Annotated in this window: 18 protein-coding genes; 9 read left to right on the forward strand and 9 right to left on the reverse strand. The window is 39.0% G+C overall.

Translation table 11 applies throughout. From position 1 onward, the window contains the following. Nucleotides 1-18: 18 nt before the first annotated feature. The 5 genes from ACTJKC_RS20455 to ACTJKC_RS20475 form a co-directional block, all read right to left on the reverse strand. Nucleotides 19-375 (reverse strand): DUF5655 domain-containing protein, encoded by a 357-nt coding sequence (locus ACTJKC_RS20455; protein WP_440794835.1) that lies wholly within the window; start codon nucleotides 373-375, stop codon nucleotides 19-21. Between the two features lie 9 nt (nucleotides 376-384). After that, nucleotides 385-1,110 carry a 6-phosphogluconolactonase gene (gene pgl, locus ACTJKC_RS20460; protein WP_440794837.1) on the reverse strand — a complete coding sequence of 242 codons (726 nt, stop codon included), beginning with the start codon at nucleotides 1,108-1,110 and terminating at the stop codon, nucleotides 385-387. Between the two features lie 107 nt (nucleotides 1,111-1,217). Continuing rightward, on the reverse strand, nucleotides 1,218-2,732 hold the full coding sequence (gene zwf / locus ACTJKC_RS20465; protein ID WP_344851801.1) for a glucose-6-phosphate dehydrogenase: 1,515 nt from the start codon (nucleotides 2,730-2,732) through the stop codon (nucleotides 1,218-1,220). Between the two features lie 29 nt (nucleotides 2,733-2,761). After that, nucleotides 2,762-4,177 carry an NADP-dependent phosphogluconate dehydrogenase gene (gene gndA / locus ACTJKC_RS20470; protein ID WP_440794839.1) on the reverse strand — a complete coding sequence of 472 codons (1,416 nt, stop codon included), beginning with the start codon at nucleotides 4,175-4,177 and terminating at the stop codon, nucleotides 2,762-2,764. 86 nt (nucleotides 4,178-4,263) lie between these two features. Further along, nucleotides 4,264-5,022: an ROK family protein gene (locus ACTJKC_RS20475; RefSeq protein ID WP_344851803.1), complete on the reverse strand. Its 759-nt coding sequence runs from the start codon at nucleotides 5,020-5,022 to the stop codon at nucleotides 4,264-4,266. A gap of 161 nt (nucleotides 5,023-5,183) precedes the next feature. Here ACTJKC_RS20475 and ACTJKC_RS20480 point away from each other — a divergent pair, with 161 nt between their 5' ends. From ACTJKC_RS20480 to ACTJKC_RS20515, 8 genes are all read left to right on the forward strand, one after another. Further along, nucleotides 5,184-6,422, forward strand: coding sequence for a sterol desaturase family protein (locus ACTJKC_RS20480; protein WP_440794841.1), 1,239 nt, complete (start codon nucleotides 5,184-5,186; stop codon nucleotides 6,420-6,422). Nucleotides 6,423-6,482: 60 nt separating this feature from the next. After that, entirely contained in the window at nucleotides 6,483-7,049 is a 567-nt protein-coding gene (locus ACTJKC_RS20485) for a sigma-70 family RNA polymerase sigma factor (RefSeq protein ID WP_440794843.1), read from the forward strand. Between the two features lie 486 nt (nucleotides 7,050-7,535). Then, nucleotides 7,536-8,537 carry a FecR family protein gene (locus tag ACTJKC_RS20490; protein ID WP_440794845.1) on the forward strand — a complete coding sequence of 334 codons (1,002 nt, stop codon included), beginning with the start codon at nucleotides 7,536-7,538 and terminating at the stop codon, nucleotides 8,535-8,537. 147 nt (nucleotides 8,538-8,684) lie between these two features. Then, nucleotides 8,685-12,161: a SusC/RagA family TonB-linked outer membrane protein gene (locus ACTJKC_RS20495; RefSeq protein ID WP_440794847.1), complete on the forward strand. Its 3,477-nt coding sequence runs from the start codon at nucleotides 8,685-8,687 to the stop codon at nucleotides 12,159-12,161. 11 nt (nucleotides 12,162-12,172) lie between these two features. Further along, on the forward strand, nucleotides 12,173-13,738 hold the full coding sequence (locus ACTJKC_RS20500; protein ID WP_440794849.1) for a SusD/RagB family nutrient-binding outer membrane lipoprotein: 1,566 nt from the start codon (nucleotides 12,173-12,175) through the stop codon (nucleotides 13,736-13,738). A 23-nt stretch (nucleotides 13,739-13,761) separates the two neighbouring features. Continuing rightward, complete coding sequence (locus tag ACTJKC_RS20505) at nucleotides 13,762-15,402, forward strand: DUF5689 domain-containing protein (protein WP_440794851.1); 1,641 nt, start codon at nucleotides 13,762-13,764, stop codon at nucleotides 15,400-15,402. 81 nt (nucleotides 15,403-15,483) lie between these two features. Beyond that, a complete protein-coding gene (locus tag ACTJKC_RS20510) occupies nucleotides 15,484-16,893 on the forward strand; it encodes a calcineurin-like phosphoesterase C-terminal domain-containing protein (RefSeq protein ID WP_440794853.1) in 1,410 nt (469 codons plus the stop codon). Nucleotides 16,894-17,040: 147 nt separating this feature from the next. After that, nucleotides 17,041-17,940: a glycerophosphodiester phosphodiesterase family protein gene (locus ACTJKC_RS20515; protein WP_440794855.1), complete on the forward strand. Its 900-nt coding sequence runs from the start codon at nucleotides 17,041-17,043 to the stop codon at nucleotides 17,938-17,940. 133 nt (nucleotides 17,941-18,073) lie between these two features. On the opposite strand, the gene ACTJKC_RS20520 is transcribed toward ACTJKC_RS20515, so the two are convergent. The 4 genes from ACTJKC_RS20520 to ACTJKC_RS20535 form a co-directional block, all read right to left on the reverse strand. Continuing rightward, complete coding sequence (locus ACTJKC_RS20520) at nucleotides 18,074-19,666, reverse strand: S8 family peptidase (RefSeq protein WP_344851812.1); 1,593 nt, start codon at nucleotides 19,664-19,666, stop codon at nucleotides 18,074-18,076. 334 nt (nucleotides 19,667-20,000) lie between these two features. Next, nucleotides 20,001-20,597: a DUF4142 domain-containing protein gene (locus tag ACTJKC_RS20525; RefSeq protein WP_440794857.1), complete on the reverse strand. Its 597-nt coding sequence runs from the start codon at nucleotides 20,595-20,597 to the stop codon at nucleotides 20,001-20,003. Between the two features lie 59 nt (nucleotides 20,598-20,656). Then, nucleotides 20,657-21,103 carry a GNAT family N-acetyltransferase gene (locus tag ACTJKC_RS20530; protein ID WP_440794859.1) on the reverse strand — a complete coding sequence of 149 codons (447 nt, stop codon included), beginning with the start codon at nucleotides 21,101-21,103 and terminating at the stop codon, nucleotides 20,657-20,659. A gap of 92 nt (nucleotides 21,104-21,195) precedes the next feature. Then, on the reverse strand, nucleotides 21,196-21,687 hold the full coding sequence (locus ACTJKC_RS20535; protein WP_344851815.1) for a YajQ family cyclic di-GMP-binding protein: 492 nt from the start codon (nucleotides 21,685-21,687) through the stop codon (nucleotides 21,196-21,198). A 75-nt stretch (nucleotides 21,688-21,762) separates the two neighbouring features. Between ACTJKC_RS20535 and ACTJKC_RS20540 the strand changes: the two genes are divergently transcribed. Further along, nucleotides 21,763-22,371, forward strand: coding sequence for a hypothetical protein (locus tag ACTJKC_RS20540; protein WP_440794861.1), 609 nt, complete (start codon nucleotides 21,763-21,765; stop codon nucleotides 22,369-22,371). Nucleotides 22,372-22,400: the final 29 nt, after the last annotated feature.

Raw genomic sequence — 22,400 nt, forward strand, 5'->3', positions numbered from 1 at the left:
CTATAATTTTAAATTGGTTTAGCACTGATCTATTGCCATTTTTAAAAAGGTTTTTACTTCCTCGTTGATATCTTCTTTAAAATATATTCTTAAATGGTGGTTAAACTGTTCTGTACCGGGAACCTGTGCAATTTTGGTGAAGCACAGATTATTTTCATAAGGCTGATCAAATGGAATAACCACATGGATGAAATTTTTGCCCAATTGTGTGAGGTACGCAAAGGGAGTTTTGGATTCGATGACTATCATTGATTTCGTGGCGCGAAGATTAACTTCACTCATTTCAGCCAATTGCTCAATAAAAAAACGGAATAACCCTAAGGTATATTCCGTTTTTCCGTTTAAAAAGTCTGATATTTGTTTTTCTTCAGACATATACTCTTTTTAATCTTCTAATAATTTTGTTGCAGCCTCATCCACAAACCAGGTTAATTTCCCATCAATCGGATCGATTAACTGAGAAGGATATAGATCAACATTTTTTTCCGTATCACCGATTACATGTTTTAAGGCTTCTGCCTTATTTTCTCCAAAAACCAAAAATGCAACATTATCAGCCTTATTAATTAACGGAGCGGTAAAACTGATGCGGTAAGTATCCAGTTTTTCTACATAAACCGAAGCTACATTAACTTCTTCATCTTTAACCAAAGTAGTGTGGGGGAAGATAGAAGCGGTATGCGCATCATCACCCATGCCTAATAATATAAGGTCGAACGCGATATCTTCACCATTAAAATGTTTATCAATGGCTTTTTTGTATTCAATCGCTGCTTTTTCGGGCGCTAAAGTAGTATCTACATAAAAAATGTGATCTTCTTTAATGCCGAGTGGATCTAAAATGGTTTTTTTAGCCATTAATCCGTTGTAATTATCATCATCGGCCGGAACATTACGCTCATCGCCAAAGAAAAAATATACTTTTTCCCAATCAATGCGGTGCTGACCTTCTGTTGCGAGGAAGTGATAAAGTGCTTTAGGAGAACTCCCACCCGTTAATACAAAGTTAAAACGGTCGTTTTCTTCGATAGACATTTCTGCAATTTTAATTATATAATCTGCCAGGTCCTGGTTAAGTTCTTCTAATGTTTTGTATATAAGTAGATTCATGCTAATATATTAATCGTCATTGCGAGGAACGAAGCAATCCTACAACGGTCGCTATTCGAAACCTATAGATTTAAGATTGCTTCGTACCTCGCAATGACGGATGAGTTTTATTCCTTATTCTTTAATGGCAGGTTAAACCAATGGAAACCATCTCTAGCGATAAGGGCTTCAGCTTCTTCCGGTCCCCAGCTATCGGCAGGGTAGTTAGGGAAATTGATCGATTTTTTGCTCTCCCATGTATTTAAAATCGGCATTACCAGTTCCCACGCGGCTTCTACCTGATCGCCACGCATAAACAAAGTCTGGTCGCCCATCATGGCATCCAGTAACAAGGTTTCGTAAGCTTCAGGGGTATCGCCCTCATAAGTTCCCTTATAATCGAAAACCATATCAACAGGGTTTAACACCATATCTAAACCTGGCCTTTTAGCCTGAACCTGCATACGGATACTCATTTCTGGTTGAATGCTGATTACCAGCCTGTTCTGTTGCCAGTTTTCGGTTACACCTGAAGAGAAAATTTGGTGCGGCACATCCCTGAACTGGATGGTAATTAACGATGAAGTCTGGTTTAAGCGTTTTCCTGTTCTTAAATAGAAAGGAATGCCCTGCCATCTCCAGTTGTCGATATGGAATTTAACCGCGGCAAAAGTCTCCGTATTTGAATGCGGATCTACACCTTTTTCCTGGCGGTAGCCCGGAACTTCTTTACCTTCAACCCAACCCTTACTGTATTGACCACGAACGGTGTGGAAACGGATATCTTCGGCTGAAAATGGACGCATGGCTTTTAAAACCTCCACTTTGCGGTTTCTGATTTCATCGGCATCGAAATTGATCGGCGCTTCCATGCCAATTAAACAAAGCAATTGCAACAGGTGATTCTGTATCATATCCCTTAACGCACCAGAACCTTCGTAATAACCACCACGATCTGCAACGCCCAATTGTTCGGTTACAGAAATCTGCACATGATCGATGTATGACCTGTTCCATAACGGCTCGAATAAGGCATTTGCAAAACGGAAAGCCATCATATTCTGAACCGTTTCTTTACCTAAATAGTGGTCGATACGGTAAATCTGTTTCTCGGTAAAAATAGTTGCCAGTAAAGCATTCAGTTCTTTTGCCGATTCTAAATCATGGCCAAAAGGTTTCTCGATAACAATACGGCTGTTATCTTCATCCTGCGTTAATTTATATTTCTGTAAACATTCGGCAATGATAGGGAAGAAGTTAGGCGCAACGGCCAGGTAGAAAATTACCTGTGTACCGGCACCATATTCTTTCTGATATTTCTCTACCGCCTCTTTAAGGTTTTCGAAGGTTTTTGGCTGTGCAAAATCGGTAGGACAGTAGTGGATGGTGTTTCCAAAATTTTCCCACTTTTCCTTTTTCACTTTACCACTGCGGCTAAACTGGTTTACAGCATCTTCCAGGGCAGCTTTATAGCTGTCGTCGGTAAATTCAGTTCTGCCCGTACCAATAATGGCAAACTTTTCTGGCATGTAACCCTCTATAAATAAGTTATATAGGGCAGGTGCTAATTTTCTTTTGTTTAAATCACCTGTTCCACCAAATATTACAAAAATGGTAGGGTTTAATGCGGTTTTGGTTTTCATTTTATGTTTTTGTTCGTGAATCAAATGGGTTATGATAATTTATTCCAATCGGCATGGAAAACGCCTTCTTTATCAATACGTTCAAAAGTATGCGCACCAAAGAAATCTCTTTGTGCCTGGATTAAATTAGAAGGCATTCTGCCGGTAGTAATGGTATCAAAATAGGTTAGGGTAGAAGCAAATGCAGGAATACCCAGACCAGAACTGATACAGGCGCCAATGGCTTTACGTGTGCCTGCTAAAGTACCTTTAATGATATTTTGAATGCCGGCATCGCCAAACAAGTGCTCTAAAGCGTTGTTTTTTTCGTAAGCCTGATAAATATCTTCTAAGAATTTAGCCCTGATGATACAGCCACCACGCCAGATTTTAGCAATTTCCTGTAATTGTAAATCGTATTTATATTCTTTAGAAGCCTGAACCAACAAGTGCATGCCCTGCGCATAAGCGCTGATCATGGAGAAGTAAAATGCATCTTCCAGTTCTTCAACCGTTACTTCGATTTTGGTATCTTTTTTACCGAAAGCTTCTTCCAAAGAAACCCTTAATGCTTTAAATTTAGATAAATCGCGGTTTGAAACAGCTTCGTTAATGGTTGGGATTGGCAGCTGAAGTTCCATAGAAACCTCTGATGTCCATTTTCCGGTACCTTTTGAACGGGCTTCGTCTTTAATCTGATCTAAAAGATCATTTTGTGTTTCGGTATCTTTAAATAAGAAAATTTCAGCAGTAATTTCAAGTAAGAAAGATTGCAACCTGCCTTCGTTCCATTTTTTAAATACTTTATAAATTTCGTCGTTTGAGTAACCTAAACCATTTTTAAGAATGCCATAAACTTCGGCAATCAGCTCCATAATGGCATATTCGATACCATTATGTACCATTTTGACAAAGTGACCAGAAGCACCGGGACCAATGTAAGTTACGCATGGATCGGTACCAACTTTTGCAGCCACAGCATCAAAAACATCTTCAACTACGTTATAAGCTTGTTTATCGCCGCCCGGCATCATGCTAGGACCAAAACGTGCTCCTTCTTCACCACCAGAAATGCCCATTCCGAAGAAATGAAGGCCATCTTTTTCCAGTTCATCCACACGGCGGTTGGTATCGGTAAAGTGTGAGTTACCGCTATCGATAATGATATCACCTTTGCTCAAAAGTGGTTTTAATTCTGCAATAACACTATCTACAATTGGTCCGGCTGGTACTAATAAAATTAACGTACGGGGTGTCTGCAAACTTGAAATAAAGCTTTCAATCTCGCTAAAGCCCTCTAAATGATGTTCTTTGCCTTCTTCTTCAAGCTTCGAGATCATTTTTTGGTCTTTATCATAACCCGTTACAGAAAAGCCCTTATCAGCCATATTCAATAATAAGTTTCGGCCCATTGTACCCAAACCGATCATTCCCAATTTATATTTTTTCGAATCGTTATTTGCCATTTTTTATTTTTTAGAATGCACCCAAAATTAGGGTTTACAAATTAATAATGTAGATTTTGTTGTTAAAAGATTGTAATAAAGGTCAATTATTTTTCTGGTTCAACCGTAAAGATATTATACTTATCGGCCAGCTTCCACAGCTTTGCACCGCCTTTAATACCATCTCTGTTGGTTACGATTTTAATGTTGTCTTCAAGCTTAAAATCGATCTGTTTCGAATTTCCACCACCTATATATAAGGTATCATAATTGAAAACCGTTTTATAGATTTCGATTACTTTTTTCAACCTTTTGTTCCAGCGTTCGCCACCAATTTTTTCAAAGGCCTTATTGCCGATGTAATCGTCGTAATCTTCTTCTTTATTGATCGGGAAATGTGCCAGTTCTAAATGCGGAAGTAATTCTCCATCAAATAACAATGCTGTACCGAAACCTGTACCCACTGTAAAAACAATTTCGAAACCCTTGCCATCTACCACACCTAAACCTTGCTGATCTGCATCGTTTACCAAACGTACGGGTTTGCCTAATTCGTTTGCTACGCGTTGGGCAAGATCTACACCGGCCCATTTATTTTTAGCCAGGTTGGGGGCGGTTTTAACAATACCGTTTTTAACATAACCAGGAAATCCGATCGACACCCGATTATAAGTATCAGGAAAAGGCTTAATTAAGTCTACAATGCCCGAAACGATATCTTTTGGAGTAGCTTCTGGTGGAGTTTTGCTTTTTAAATATTCAGTAAGCATGTTTCCGCCTTCATCTAAAAGTACTGTTTTTATACTGGTACCGCCAATATCGATCGATAATATATTGTTGTTTTCAGCTTTTTTCTTAATCGCCATAGTGATGTATTTATAATTTCGAAGTTCTACAAATAAATTAAAACAACAAACATTAAATGAATAAGGAAGTAATTTATGTGTAATAATATTATCTATAAAATCTATGTATTTAATAGAATATAATTATGTTTGTGACGTTAACATAAAAAAGACCACAGTTTATGAGCGTAAATTACCTTGCATTTGCGATACCAGCATTTTTTATTTTTGTATTTATTGAGTTTAAGATTGCACAGCATCAGAAAAAAGCGAAGATATTTAAATACGAAAGTACCGTTGCAAATTTTAGTGTAGGTATTGCCGAAAGGTTGCTCAATTTATTTATAGCTGCCAGCTTTTACCAGGTATATAAATGGGTGTATGTAAACTATGCCATTTTTGATATTTCTACCAAATGGTATGTATGGATATTGTTGCTCCTTGCTACTGATCTGGTTTGGTACTGGTACCACAGGTTAGGGCACGAGATTAATTTTTTATGGGCGGCACACATCGTACACCACCAGAGCGAGGAATTTAATTTATCTGCAGCTGCCCGTATTACCACCATTCAGGCTATTTTTCGTAATGTTTTCTGGTGTGCCTTACCATTAATCGGTTTTCACCCTAATATGATTATTACCATACTTTTGGCGCATGGCGCCTATTCGTTTTTTACACATACACAGTTGATTGGCAAGCTGGGCTGGCTCGAAAATGTATTTATAACTCCTTCATTACATGGGGTTCACCATGCATCGGATGAAAAATACCTCGACAAAAATTATGGAGATGTTTTCGTTTTCTGGGATAAATTGTTTGGTACTTTCCAAAAAGAAGAGGAAGCCCCGAAATATGGCTTAACGCATCCTATTAAAAGCTATAGCTTTTTATGGCAGCATTTTCATTATTACCTCGAAATTGCAGAAGCTTACCGGCGTGCAAATGGATTTAAAGCAAAATGGGATGCTGTTTTTGGCAGTCCGGCTTTAATGGACCAGAATATCAGGCCGGTTTTAGAAGAACGTTATTACCAAAATAAGATACAGCACGAGGCTAAACCTAAACCCAAATTTAAAATTTATTTAAATGTCCAGCTGATGATGGTGGTGGCAATGCTAACCGGTACTACTATGTTTTACGGATACCTAACTCTGGTACATAAAGTGGCTATAGCAATTTTTATTCTGGTTACACTGATCAATATCGGAGCACTGTTAGAGCAACGCAAATGGATTTATTACCTGGAATGTTTCAGGTTAATCCTGATATTCGGTTACTTTTTCTACACTTTTAATATTACCGAGTTACTGATATTTCCAGTTGTTGGGCTGATTGTACTTGAAAGGACATTCTCGCTTAATGCTTTATATAAAAAACATGTACTCAACATAAATCCAACACAATTAATACATCCGTAACTTAAAGGCAAAGTTTGCTTAACGTTACCGTAACGTTGGCAGGCTACTTTTGCTGGCAAGATGAAGGATGTATATTTAAGCAAAAGTGATGAAGATTTAATGTCTTTATTGGCAAATCAGGACAACCTTGCATTAGAAACGCTTTTTAACAGGTATTACCCTGCCTTATGTAAATTTACCTCCATTTACATTAAGGATTATAATAAAGCCGAAGAGCTTATTGCTGATCTGTTTATGAAGTTGTGGGACAGAAGAAACGAGCTTCAGGTTAAATCGATTAAAAAGTACCTGTTTACTGCCGCCAAAAATTTAGCCTTTAATGAAATTCAGCGCGTAAAACTTTATATTTTAAGTATAAACGATCGCGAGGATACACTCGATTATCCGGATACTTATTTAAATCCACACGAACAGCTTACCAGTAGAGAATCCTATTCTGAAATTATAGGTTTGATTAACTTATTGCCCGACCGGCAGCGAGAAGTGCTTTTAATGAGTCGCATCGATTTGCTGGAAAAAAATATCATTGCCGATTTATTGGGTATTTCGGTAAGAACGGTAGAAACTTTACTATATCAGGCTGTGAAAAACTTTAGATCACTGACTGCCGACCGATCGAAGATTTAATCTGTTTCTTTGTTTTCCAATTTTTAATGGAAAGTCATTTTTCTAAACATGATTTACAGTCAGTTTATAGGAAATTTGCGGTTTCTGGCTTTTGGCCCTTTCAGTCCCGCTTTTTGGTACGAGTTCCGATGAAGGATCGGAAGCTCTTCCCTGCAATCGGGTTTATTTAAGTAAGGCTGGTGCTCTGAAACCTAAAACCACTTGCACCGGAAATACCAGATTAATTTGATTTTGTATCAGGCTGTTGCACCTACACCTGACAAGAGCGGATCTCTGGAGCGGATAGCGGGGCTAAAAGACCCATGAAATACGACCATTCATTTCCAAAAAAAGCATTTATGTTTTTCCTTGAATGAAACAATCCTTCAAATTATTAATCCATTTAGCCTACTCTTTACACTTAACAATTTGTTAACAATAACTTGATCTTTTTCGCTACGTATTGGCGCCGTTTAATCTGTCTTACATCCAGAACAGCATTACTAAATGGACGAACGTTACTACAGATTAATAGAAAATTACAGCAAGAAAACCATTGGCAGTGAAGATTTAACTGATTTACTGATGTGGGTTGGAAGCAGCCAGCAGAATCAGCAGATTTTCAGGGAGACTTTACAGGCCTTTGAGGCCGCAGATTATTCGCTAAACAAACCTGCTAATCAGCAAAAAAGCTGGCTGGCCATTCAACAGCATATCCAAAATAGCGTTGATCAATCGCTTATAATAAAGAAAATCAATTACCGGAAGTATTTTACCATCGCAGCTGCTATTGTGATCATTGCGTTATTGCCGGTTCTCTATTTCAATACCCTTCATCCAAAAAAAACCGAAGTTGTGGCTTATAATGAAATTTATAATCCACGCGGACAAAAAAGATTGGTTACCATGCCTGATGGGTCTAATATCTACCTCAATGGCGATACCAAGATCCGTTACGCACTCAATTTTAATACCTCCGCCCAACGGATCGTTTATTTAGATGGCGAAGCTTTTTTTGATGTGCAGCACCGTAACAAACAGCCTTTTGTAGTGTACACCGGTAAAGTAAGTACCACTGTTCTGGGTACTTCATTTAATGTAAATGCTTATCCATCATTAAAAAACATTACCATCACCGTTCAATCGGGAAAAGTAGGGGTACTGTTTAAAAATCAGGGAAACACAGCTCCTGTGCAGTTTCTTTTGCCTGACGAACAACTTACCATTAACAAAAACAACGGAAAATTTGCCAAGAAACAAGTACACGCAATTGATTTTGATAGCTGGAGGGAATACAAAATCTTTTTTTACGATAAACCCCTGAGCGAAATCGCTGAGGTAATTGCCCGTGAGTATGATCTTGATATTGAAATAAAAAACGAAGCTTTAAAAAAGGTAAAGCTTACCGCAAAATTTGATAAATGTTCGGCGAAGCAGATTATGGATGTAATTGCCAGGCTATCGGACTCAAAATACAAAATCTATGAAAATAAAGTAATCATTTATTAACGATAAACTATAAAGATAGATATGATATAAAATTACTAAAGCCGAAAAATGGCTCGAAATGCTGGACACATTTCAAGCCCTAAAAACTGTTTAAACTCATTTGACAAAGTAAAACTTAGTAAAGATATGAAAATTAATACCCGATGGATGGAAAACGTCTGTCAGTATCCCTCAAAAATTATGGTAATTATCGCCATAATGATGTTGAATATGCTCTCTTTCTCTCAATATATCCATGCCCAAAATGACAAGAAAATTTTATTCGAAGCTGATGGCATGACTTTAAAAAAAGCTTTTGAAACTTTAGAAAAGCTTAGCGGTAATCATATTGCCTATAATAATAATCAGCTCGACGATCAGAAAAGGGTATATGTTTCGCGCGGGAACCGGTCGGTATTCGAAATACTCGATCTGCTTCTAAAAGGAATGCCTTTTACCTATAAAGCGGGTGGTGCCGGCAACATTCTGATTACAGCAAAAAACACCAGCACCGGCAGAATCATTGGGAAGGTTGTTGATGAAAATAACGAGCCTATTCCGGCTGCAACCATTAAAATTGTTGAACTTAACGCGGTTGGGCAAACCAATAACAATGGCGAATATAGTTTTAATGTTGCCCAGGGCATTTACACGGTTGAGGCAAGATTTATTTCTTACGACATTGCCAAAAGGCAGCAGGTAAAGGTTAATGTTGGCGGAACTACGAATGTTAATTTTAAACTGGTACAAGCTGATAATTCACTAAATGAGGTGGTGGTTACAGCACTGGGTATTAAAAGGCAGGAAAAAGCTTTGGGTTATGCCGTAACTAAAATTGATAGTAACCAGTTAACAGAAGCTGTTTCTACCAACTGGACAGATGCACTTTCGGGCAAAGTTGCCGGTTTAAATTTGATCAGGTCAAACAGTGGTCCGGCAGGTTCAAACAAAATCATTTTAAGGGGTGAAAACAACCTAACAGGTGATAACGAGGCCTTGATTGTGCTTGACGGTGTGGTGATTAACAATAGTGGGGGTAGACGTACAGCAAACAGTTCAGACGGTGTTTATGGGACCGGAAGTGATAACATGCCTGCGGATTACGGAAGTTCGATTAACGATATCAATCCTGAAGACATTGAAAGTGTAACGGTATTAAAAGGTCCTGGTGCTGCTGCCTTATACGGCCAACGTGGTGCAAACGGAGCCATTATTATTACTACTAAATCAGGCAATTCAAAACATAAAAAGGTAAATATCAGATTCACTTCCAACGGGTCTTTCGAAGAGGTTAACCGCTGGCCCGATATGCAGTACGAATATGGTCAGGGTTTAGATGGCGCTTCATATTATTCTTACGGAGCAAGTGCCGATGGTGCAAGTACCAGCGGAACAAGTTCTGCTTATGGTCCGCGTTTTGACGGCCAGATGTTTTTCCAGTACGATCCGGTTACTCAAACAGGAGGTAAAACCCGTACACCCTGGGTACCTTATAAAAACCAGATCAGGGATTTCTTTAGCACCGGCGAAAATTTAACCAACTCATTGAGCTTGGATGGAAGGTATAAAAACACCACAGCTCGTTTTTCGGTTACCAACCAAAACAATACCTGGATTGTACCCAATACCGGAATAGAACGTACCACACTTACCTTATCAACAAACACCGACGTCACTTCTAAATTAAAGATTGCCACTAAAATCAATTATGGCAACAGGTTTAGCGACAACCTGCCGGGTGCGGGTTATGGTAACCAATCGTTAATGTACTGGTTTATTTTCTGGCAACCAAATGCAAGTTTGGATTGGATCAAGAATTATTGGGCAAACGGACAGGAAAATAAAGTAATTAAATATCCTTTTAGTTCGTTCCCGGAGAACCCTTATGCAGTAGTTGACGAATTTATCAATAGAACCGGACGTAATAACATAACGGCAAATATTCAGGCCAGTTATCAGTTTACAAAAGAATTGAGTCTGTTATTAAGGTCGAGTATCGATTATTCTAACGAGCGCCGTGCACAAGATCGTCCGTACGATTCTGGTAGCCGTTTACCTAAAGGTTCAACGCGTCAGCAGCACATTAATTCGCAGGAAACCAATATTGATTTCCTATTAAGGTATGATAAAAAAATCAATAAAGATTTCAGTATCAATGCCACTTTGGGTGGAAGCGAGTTAAGAAACAAATACAATAAATCTGATTTACGTGCCGATGGTTTAACCGTTCCTGATATCTACGATTTAACCAATAACTTATATCCGTTAATTTCTATCCCTGATACCAGCAGATACCGTATTAATAGTTTTTACGGGGTTTTATCTACCAACTATAAAAATTACTGGTACGTAGAACTTACTGGCCGTAAGGATTGGAGCAGTGTATTGGCTACGGCAACCAGAACAGATAATGTTGGATTTTTCTATCCCGCAATCAGTACCAGTTTTGTGCTTTCAGAATTTTTTAAATTACCAAAAGCAATCAGTTTTGCTAAATTAAGGGCTTCAGTTTCGCAGGTGGGTAGCGGTGGTACCACACCTTACCGTACTGCTTATACCTATTCGTTGGCTTCTAATGGTACTTACCCGGATAGTTCGCTTGTAAATCCGACCATCTTACCAAACGAAAATTTAAAACCGCTAAAAACCACCACTTATGAAGTAGGTACTGAAGTAAGCTTATTTAAAGGCAGGTTAGGCTTTGATGTGGCCGTTTATGCAGGAAACACTAAAAACCAGATTTTAACCCGAATTGTGGACCGTTCAACTGGCTATAACCAGGCCTTGATTAACGCAGGACAGGTAAATAATACTGGTGTTGAGGTAGCCTTAAACGGAACACCGGTTGTGACAAAAGGAGGTTTTAAGTGGACGATGAACGCCACTTTTGCTTCAAACTCAAATGTGATTAAAGCCTTAACTGATAGCTCGATTATTTTACGTACGGGTCCGGTAGCAGGCGGACAGATTGTGGCTAAAGTTGGTGGAAGCATGGGCGATTTATATGGCAGGGGATACGTACGCGATCCGCAGGGAAATGTGGTTTATGATGCCACAACCGGTTTTGCAAAAATTACCAATGATGTAGTGTACCTCGGTAATACCATGCCTAAATATAAATTCAGTATCGGGAGTACCTTTGCTTACAGAAACATCAGCTTAAGTGTGCTTTTTGATGCACAGGTGGGCGCGGTTGCACACTCTTTATTAAACTACAAAATGGTTGAGCAGGGTAAACTAACCAGCACGCTGCCTGGCAGGTATAATGGCATTGTAGGTAATGGAGTGGTTCAGCTGGCCGATGGTTCTTATGTTCCAAATACCACAGTTGCCTACGATATTGACGAATATTACCGCTCGCACGCAGGTGCAGATAATGCAGAGGGCAGTACCTTCAGCACCGATTTTATCAAATTCAGGGAAGCTTCTCTAAACTATAAGTTTAATCCGCGTTTCCTTAAAAGAATCGGACTTTCATCCGCAACCTTCGGAGTTTATGGCCGTAACCTTTTTATCTGGTCACCATGGCCAATGTTCGATCCCGAATTTGGTACGCTTAGCGGTTCTGATATTGTTACCGGATTTGAGATTGGTCAGTTCCCCTCAACCAGAACTTTTGGTTTCAATTTATCAATTGGCATATAATCTTTTAAAACATGAAAAAGAATCTATATAAAATTATTGCAGCTTTAGTAGTGTCCGCAAGTACACTTTCCTCATGCGATAAAAACTTTCAGGAAGTTAACACCGATCCGATTAATATCCTTTCAACCACACCTGATAAGTTACTGGCACCAGCCCTGGTGAATACATTAACCTATGGCATGATCCGTAACCGAAATTTTAACAACGAACTGATGCAGGTAACGGTAAGCATCAGCGATGGCGACGGAACTGTATTCCGGTATGAGTACAGAAGTACCTTTTCTGATTACCTGTGGAATGCATGGTATGTACAATTAACCAATTTTAAAGACATTTATAACCTGGCCGGAAAGCCGGGCATGGAAAATAAATCATATCAGGGGATTTCTCTGGTCTGCCAGTCGTGGGTATATTCTATGTTGTCAGATACTTATGGCGATATTCCATATTTCCAGTCAAATCAGGGTAGTACCGGTGTTTTAGAACCAAAATTCGACAAGCAGAAAGACATCTACCTCGATATGTTTAAAAAACTCGAGGAGGCCAATACATTGTTAAGTTCGGGCGTAGCGATTACACCTTCAAGCGATCCGGTATTTAAGGGCAATATTGCCAAATGGCGTAAGTTCTGCAATTCGTTGTACCTGAGGTTATTACTAAGGGTTTCGGGTAAATCTGAGGTTTCTGCACAGGCAATTGCTAAAATTAAAGAAATCGTAAATACGAACCAGGCCAACTATCCGATTATGGCAAACAATAGCGAATCTGCAACTTTAACCTGGACAGGTTTAACCGGAACAGATCCCTATGTAAATCCTTATGTAAATGGGGTGAGGGTACAGGATTTTAGATCGCCGGCCATTGGAAGCTTTTTTATTGAGCATTTAAGAGACTGGGCCGATCCACGTATTGATGCAAATGCACCAAATGGTGATGGTGGTGTAAACAGGCTTGGTATTGCTCAGGGTCCTCAGGGATATTCTGGTGTGCCGAGTGGTTATGCTGTTGGCGCTGGTGTAGTAAAACAGGCTTATTTTTATTCGTACGATCAGGCTTTGGGAAGCAGTACATATGGTGCCAAATCCCTGCAACAATCAGCTAAAACAGGTATATTGATGAACTATGCGGAGCTTCAGTTCATTTTGGCCGAGGCAGCAGTAAAAGGCTGGATTAATGGTTCTGCTGTTAATTACTATAACGCAGGTATTGCCAATGCCATTAATTACTGGGTGCCTGCATTTTCTACCTCAACCTCGTCTGCAGCTTTTACCAAATACGTTACTGATGCCGATATAGATTGGGACAATACGCAATCTACCGAAGGTAAAATGGAACAGATTCACTTGCAGAAATACTTCGCCCTGTTTCTTGTCGATATGCAGCAATGGTTCGAGTATCGCCGTACCGGGCATCCTGTTTTACCAAAAGGTGCAGGGCTAAGAAATGGAGGGGTAATGCCGGCAAGAATGACCTATCCCGTTTATGTGCAGTCGGCAAATCCCACAAACTATCAGTTAGCGGTAGCAGAACAAGGACCCGATGCAATTAATACAAATGTGTGGTGGCAGAAACCTTAATCAACAATTAAAAAATGATCAAAATGAAAAAGATAATATTTTATAGCTTAACTTTTCTCTCACTGGCAATGATATGGTCGGGGTGTAAAAAATCAAATTATCCTGGCGGTGTTATCGGTAATTATGTACCCCTGTATGATTTAAGAAACCTGTACAAGGGATCTGATGTAACGCTAACCAGCGAGAATATGTTTGGATCGAGTAGCATAACCGGTGTGGTAATATCAGACCATTCAGGTAAAAATTTGCCTGAGGGTTTACTTATTATTCAGGATAAACGCCGTTTAGGTTTAATCAGGGGTATTTCTATTCCTATCGGAGCCGATGCAGCCAAATATGTACCTGGAGATTCTGTTGGTATAAGAGTCGAAGGAGCCGTATTAAAAAGGGTTAATGGAATTTTGCAGGTTACTGGTGTTCCGGCCAGTGCAATCACTAAAATTGCATCCAATGTACCTATTCCTCCAAACCGTGTAGGCAGCAGTTTTATTTTAGCTAAACCGAATGACTACGAAAGTACGCTGGTGGCAATTGTAAAAGCCGGATTTGAGCCAGGCGCTGGTCCTAACGATACTTATGGAGGTGATAAAACAATTAACGATGGTTTTGATAATTTTACCTTGCATACTGAGCCTACCGCAACTTTTGCAAACACCGGCGGACTTAATTTTAACGGTAACTATTATGGAATTATTTTTAATACCGTTACGGCAAACGGCGCGTTAAAACCACACCAAAGAATGCGTACCATAAAAGATGCTGTTGCTTTAAGCTCTACACCTGATATTGCGGCAGCAATTATTACAGGTTATATGGCCGATGCAGAGGGGGGCGATGGAAATTACGAGTACATGCAGTTTTTGGCCACAAGAGACATTGATTTTGAAGTAACGCCATTTTGTGTGGTGGTAACAAACAATGCAGGAGCATCAACCCCTACAGGTGTTTTTCCTACAAAAGGATGGGCAACAGGCTCTGATGCATTAATTACTCCCGCCGGATTGGTTGCAAGAACATATAAATTCAATCTCACTTCGGGAAAGGTTTCAAAAGGCGAATTCTTTTATGTAGGCGGGTCGTCTAAACTGATCAACGGATCAAAATCAAAATCAATTGCATCATCTAAATGGATCAGGTCTAAAGATTATACTGTAGCAACCCCTGCAAATGCACCTGCAGGAAACGGTGATGGGTTTGGTTTATATACAACAGGCCTGTTTGCCAATTCGGGTAACGCATCTGGTTTTGCAATTTTCGAAGGTACAACTGTTGATGTAAATACAGCGCCGATCGATGTAATCTTTATCGGTAGCGGCGGTAGTTTATACAATGCACCTTCGGTAGGTTATAAGATTGCCAATACCGATTTTTACGATAAAATAAATCCGATTACGCTGGCATCACAACCGTACTACAGAAGCGGCGAAAACACATTGTGTTTTAATTACCAGCTGCCAGCCGATCAGGGTTTCTGGAACAAACTCGGAGGGATCTACAATCCATCTTTAGGTAAATGGATCAAAGCAAGAAGTCAGTCAGACATTAACCTGAGTATTTCTTCAACAATAGAAGATATCGAAGGAACTTCTCTGGTGAGGATTTTAAATGCTGTTACGGGCGAATATATCCGTACAGATACCATTCCGCCAACCAGATTAAAATAAAATAACATATAACCACTAAGAAAGTCACCTGGTTTTCTTAGTGGTTTTAATAAGATATCACTCCCATCCGTTTGCATCGACATGAACAGAAGATCCTTTATACAAAAATCAACTTTATTAACCACCACCTTATTCGTTAGCCTAAAATCCTTTCCTTCCTCACTTTTTTCTGTTGATGGTCTGGTAAGTGGCACCGTAACCAGTAAGGGAAAAGCCGTGGCAGGTGCTGTCATCTCTGATGGCTACAGCGTAGTCCAAACCGATAAAACCGGAAATTATCAACTAAAACTGCATGAACTTGCCCGTTTCGTATGGATCAGTACACCATCCGGCTACGAATTTAAAACTGAGAGCAGCATCGCGCGCCATTATTACAAACCGGATACTGCCGGCAAATTAAATTTCGACCTTAAACCTTTAAAACAAAACGATAACAAGCATAATTTCATCATCTGGGCCGATCCACAGGTAAAAACCAAAAAAGATGTGCAGCAAATGATGGAAACTTCTGTGCCCGATACCCGTGAAGTGGTAAAAAGTATGGGAAAAACATTGGTACATGGTATTGGTGTAGGCGATCTGGTTTGGGATAACTTCGACCTTTTTCCGGCTTACGACGAAGCCATTGCCAACATCGGAATTCCTTTTTTTCAGGCTTTAGGAAATCACGATCAGGATTACAGGCAAGGTGGCGATGATACGTCGGACCGTACCTTCCAGGCACATTATGGGCCTACTTATTATTCGTTTAACAGGGGCAAAGCACATTATGTGGTTTTAGATGATGTTCGCTATTTAGGCGTAGAAAGAACCTATGATGGATACATAACACCCACACAATTAGAATGGCTGGCCAAAGATTTACAATTGGTACCAAAAGATGCTTTGTTAATTATTTGCCTGCATATTCCGGTACACAATTCAGTAAAAAACAATGAAGATTTTTATGCCGTGTTAAAGGATTTTAAAAATGTGCATATCATGTCAGGTCATACGCATTTCAACAAAAATGTAATTAAAAATGGCATTTACGAGCATAATCATGGTACAGTTTGTGGTGGCTGGTGGACAGGCCCAATCTGTGGCGACGGAACACCCCGTGGATATGGTGTTTATGAAGTAAACGGAACCGATTTAAAATGGTATTATAAATCGACCGGCGAAGACCGTAAAAAACAATTAAGCATTTATGTTGATACCCTGACCAATCAAAAAAGATTGATTGCCAATGTTTGGAATTACGATCCTGAATGGAAAATTGAGTACTTTTTGGATGGTAAAGCAATGGGTACCTTAGCGCAGCAGGATGGATTTGATCCTTTATCAGTTAAATTGTATAAAGGTGATAAACTGCCAAATCCGAGACCATTTGTTGAGCCAATTTCTACCGATCATTTATTTCTGGCACATTTCGGGCCGGAAGTTAAAAAAGTAAAAGTTGTAGCTACCGATCGCTTTGGAGAAAAATTTGAAGCAGAAGTAGAAGCCTGACAATTTTGTCAGATGACTGTGGTTAGAAATTTAATATAGATTTAATTAACCGCGTTAAATGGAAACGCTTGATATCTCTATCTTGGGGCTAAGTTAATAGCGTTGAATGGCAACGTTAAACGCCACTGTAAAATCTCTTTTTTAGATATGAAACTTAAAAAAACAGCAATCTTTATTTTTTTATCTGCATTTGTGGTAAAATCGAATGCTCAGGAAGTTAAATTCCCCGCATTTAGTGCCGAGGCACACCGTGGCGGACGTGGTTTAATGCCCGAAAATACCATCCAGGCAATGTTAAATGCCATGAAAATCGATGGAATTACCACTTTGGAAATGGATACACATATCTCAAAAGATGGTAAAGTTGTTGTCACTCACGATGATTACCTGAGTCCTGCTTTTATGCTTACACCTGACGGAAAAGATATTCCGGCTTCAGATGCTAAAAAGTATCCGATTTTTGGCATGAACTACGATGAAATTAAACAGTTCGATTTGGGAACCAAATATTACGATCTTTTTCCGCAACAAAAGAAAGAAAAAACGCATTTGCCTTTACTAGCTGATCTCATCGATGCCGTACGGCATGATATTAAAACCAATAAACGCAAACCGTTTTTCTACAACATCGAAACTAAATGCAGCGAAAGCGGTGATGGGATCACCAATCCTAAACCGGAAGAATTTGTTAAACTTTTGATGGAGGTCATTATCAAGAAAAAGATCACTGATTTTGTAGTGATTCAATCTTTCGACAAGCGTACCATTCAGATTATCCACGAAAAGTATCCAAAAATGAAAACTTCTTTTCTGGTAGCCAATAAAAAAACTTACGAAGAAAATATTGCAGACTTGGGTTATAAACCTTTCATTTTAAGTCCGGTTTGGCAAATGGTGAATGAAGAGTTCGTTAAAAAGGCACATGCAGATGGGGTAAAAATCATCCCATGGACAGCAAATGCTTTAGCTGATATTCAAAAATTAAAAGCATTAAATGTTGATGGAATTATTTCTGATTATCCTGATGTTTTAGTGCAGGCGAAATAGTACTAAGCACAATTTCTCAAGATTATACGAACATAAAAAAAGCGAACCTCATGGTTCGCTTTTTTTATTCATTGATAAATCGTACTAGAGTAATTGTCATTCCCGCGCAGGCGGGAACCTCAACGCAAATAGTCTAATAAGTTGCTGCCAATTTCAATGCATTATAAGCATTTACAACACCACCGCTGATACAAAGGTCAGAGAAAGGAACAGAAACTTTTTCAGCACCTGGCTCTTCGCCTTTGGCATATTCTACATTATGGTTCACTTTAGTAACCGACTTCACAATAATTTCTTTTACCTGGGCAGCCGTTAATTTTGGGTAATAAGAACGGATTAAGCCGGCTAAACCCGCTACAACCGGTGAGGCCATACTTGTACCATCTAAATTTTTGTATTTAGAACCCGGTACAGTAGAGTAAATCTGCACACCAGGAGCAAAAACATCAACCTGTTCTTTACCAAAGTTAGAGAAACTTGCTTTAAGGGTTTCATCATCTTTTGGCCCTGATGCACCAACTGTAATCCATGAAGCAATGGTTTTTGCATCTAAATCTTTATGGTTAGGGAAATTGTTCTCAACGTCAATATTTTTATTTTCGTTTCCTGCTGCCTGTACAATCAATACATCTTTAGATGCTGCATATTTCATGGCTTCGTTAACAATCGCCTTATTCCAGCTGTAAGCTTTTCCAAAACTCATATTAATTACTTTTGCACCATTATCAACCGCATAGCGGATGGCATTGGCAACGTCTTTATCCCTTTCATCACCATTTGGCGTACAACGCACACCCATGATGGCAACATTATCCGCCACACCTAAAATACCTAGTTTATTGGTTCTGTCAGCCGCAATAATACCGGCAACATGTGTTCCATGCATCGCATCCGGACCAGCAACATCATTATTGCCATAAAATTTTTCGGTTACATTGTTCGGATCATCGCCAACAATCGAGCGCGGATCGTAATCAAGATTTAAATTATAATTGGCCTGGCGGGTGTAATAATCCAATCCTTCAACAATCTGATCTTCATAAAAATCTTTAAAACTGCCTTTTTCCAGCTGCTGACTTAAAACATTCTGTATCCTGCCTTCAACTTCGGTAGATGGCTTGAAATTTTTGAAATCCTCAACTGTTGGATTTTCTTTGCCGATCTTTTTTACAACTGCATCTAAAGCATTTTTGAAACCGGTAATACCAGCTAAATTCTCTTTAGCTTCTGCCAGTTGTTTTTCTAAATCTGCACGTTCTGCTTTAAAAGTTTCCCAGTCTTTTTTATCCTTTTCTGCAACGTTGGCATCTGTAGTACTGGCAAAGCGGTCCTGATCGCGGCGCACCAAACGCGTTAATTCCAGTGTTTCAAAATTTACTGATTCTTTCGGGCCGCCGATGAAATTCCAGCCGTTAATGTCATCGATATAACCGTTTTTATCGTCGTCTTTACCATTGCCGGCAATTTCTTTGGTATTTACCCACATCATGCGTTTTAAATCCTCATGTGTGGCTTCAACACCGCCGTCGTTAACAGCAACAATCACTTTAACCGATTTTTTACCCTTTAAAAGTTCTTTATATGCTTTTTCGGTACTGATACCGAATGTACTGTCACTTTTGAGATCAAGATTTTGCCAATTGGCTTTTTGTGCGTTAACTAATGTTGGCACTGCACTTACAAGCGCCAGACTTAAAAGCGTTCTGAAAATTCTACTCTTATTCATTTATTTATTTTTGTATTAAACGCGGAAAGTTAATTTTAATTTTTTTATTGAAAGAAATTGTAGCAAAAATTATGCTTTTGGCATATTTGCTGTTGTGTTTAGACAGGTTTCTATAAAAAAGTCATCCCGACCGGAGCATCGCGGAATTGATAAATATATCTGGATAAATTTCACGACTTCGTTGCACTTTGCTCGAAATGACGACTTATCTTTATTAAAAAATAACCAATCTATGCATAGTTCGTATCCGCACGAACCATTAACTTATAACACCATTAACAAAAAAATCCTGAAACAATTAGTCCAGGATTTTTTTGCTAAAAATAAACTTTGTCTATTTTAAACCCGCTACAATCTTTTTTGCCATTTCATCATGCGATTCAATTACTTTTAAAGTATTGTTTGCCCATTCTTTAACACTTTGATCGCGGTTTTCGGTACCTTGTTTAAATAATGCAACCGTTTTATCATGATCGGTTACCATCATATCCATATAATGTTTGTCGAAAGCGGCACCCGTCATTTTTTTCATTTCATCCAAATGGATCTGCTGGTCGGCAGGTAAAGCATCAGGTGTAATTACTTTTTTGCTTTGGGCTAAAGCTTTTAGTTCCGTGTTGGCTTTGGTATGATCGGCTAGCATTTTAGCCGCAAAATCTTTTACTTCAGTACTTTTTGCATTTTTAGCTGCAATTTTTGCCGCTTCAACTTCCATAATACCGCCAACAGCTGCCTTTCTTAAAAAGGTTGCGCCTGCTTCATCAATGCCTGTTTCGGTGCTTTCCGATCCTGCAACATGGTTACCGTTAACCATAGTGGTATCGCCAGACACACTGTCTTTCGTTGTTGCCGATTTTTTATCTGCAGTCTGGCAAGCCTGAAATGAGATTGCTAATGCAAAAGCTGTAGATAATAAAAATATCTTTTTCATGTTTTCTCTATATTTTGATGTGTATTGAAAACAAGAGAACTTAAAAAAGGTTTTTTGAACTATTCTGCGTCCCTGCTGTAAATATCCGGAATTACGATCCCCATTTGCCTGTCCGGATTTTCAATTACCGAAAAACCAAATTGCTCATACAAGCCATGGGCATCCAATGTTGCCAGTTGGTAGCGACGTAATCCCTGCAGATCCGGATGAAAGATCATAAACGACATCAGCTTTTTAGATAAACCCAAACCACGGTAACTATCCTTGATATACACATCGCATAGCCAGGCAAATGTAGCTTTATCCGTTACCCAACGGGCAAAACCTACCTGTTCAGAACCTTTGTAAATACCAAAACATAGCGAATTTTCAATAGATCGCTTTACGGTATCAAACGGAATATTTTTGGCCCAGTAAGATTCCGTACTTAAATAATGGTGGATAGCTGTAATATCTAAAAGCTCCTTATTATCTGAAAATATAAATCCGTTTTCGCTGATTTCCATAGTTGAAATTGGTTAATTGTATAAATTGGTTAGCTGGTTAATTATGTGATTATTCTTAACAATTAACCCGCTTCAACAGTTAACCGGTTAACCTAATTACGCATATTAATATACTGCAAAGGCTGACCGAAATCTTCGTTTCTGCAAAGAGTGATCACTGCCTGTAAATCATCGATTTTTTTCGCTGTTACACGCACCTGGTCATCCATAATAGAAGCCTGAACTTTTAATCCGCTGGCTTTAATCTTGGCTACAACTTTTTTGGCCGCTTCTTTATCCAATCCTTCCTTAATGCTGATTTCTTTGCGGATCATATTGCCTGAAGCCTGTTGCTCATCGCCAAAATCCAGACTTTTAGGATCTAAATTCTGTTTCATCATCCTCGAAATAATCGAACCTTCTATGGCTTTAAGACGCATGTCGTCTTCGGTCACAATGGTTACAACGTTTGTTTTTTTATCCAGTTCAACGGTGCTTTTTGATCCGTTAAAGTCGAATCGGTTAAGGATTTCCTTTTTGGCATTATTGATCGCATTATCTAATGTTTGCGCGTCAACTTTACTCACTATATCAAAAGAAGGCATGGTTTTAGCTTTAAAGTAAAAAAATAAGTAGATTTAGTAGAAATTAATCTACTTCACAAAAAAACGAAAAATAATATGAAAACCACTAAACCAAAGTCTCAAAAAAAGATCACGAAGAAAGAAGCTAAAAAACAATTAGAACAGTCGATTACCGACAAGTTTCTGGAAGTAATTAAAAGTTTAGGTCATGATGTGTCTGAAATTAGTACAGAGGTTGGAAAGGCGAGTAAACGTGTGGCTAAAAAATTAACTAAGAAATTTACGATCGTAAAAGCCGATGTAGGCCAAAAAATAGATGGTTTGTTGCAGGCATCAAAGGAAAAGGCAAAAAAAGAACAGAAACCAGTTGCTAAAGCGGCAAGCAAAGCTGAAAAATCTGCCGAAAAAGTAGTCAAAAAAGCCGTTTCTAAGGCTAAACCGGTGGTGCAGAGCATTAAAGTAGCCGCGATTGAAACTGAAGAAAAAGCCGAAAAAGTGTTGGCAAAACCAGTTACAGAAGTTAAAAAAGCTGTTGCAGCAACTACAACTGCTGTTAAAAAAGCACCTGCAAAAGCAACTGCAGACGTAAATAAAGTCGAAGCTCCTGCAGCTGATCAGGAAAAGGCTGTGCCGGTTGTTAAAAAAACAGTGGCTAAAACTACACCTGCCGTTAAGAAAGTGGTTAAAGCCCCGGCCAAAAAATAAATTTGTTAACGTTAATGCGTAAATGAATT

The organism is Pedobacter sp. 22226 (genome assembly GCF_052045455.1).
Classification (GTDB): Bacteria; Bacteroidota; Bacteroidia; order Sphingobacteriales; family Sphingobacteriaceae; genus Pedobacter; species Pedobacter jeongneungensis.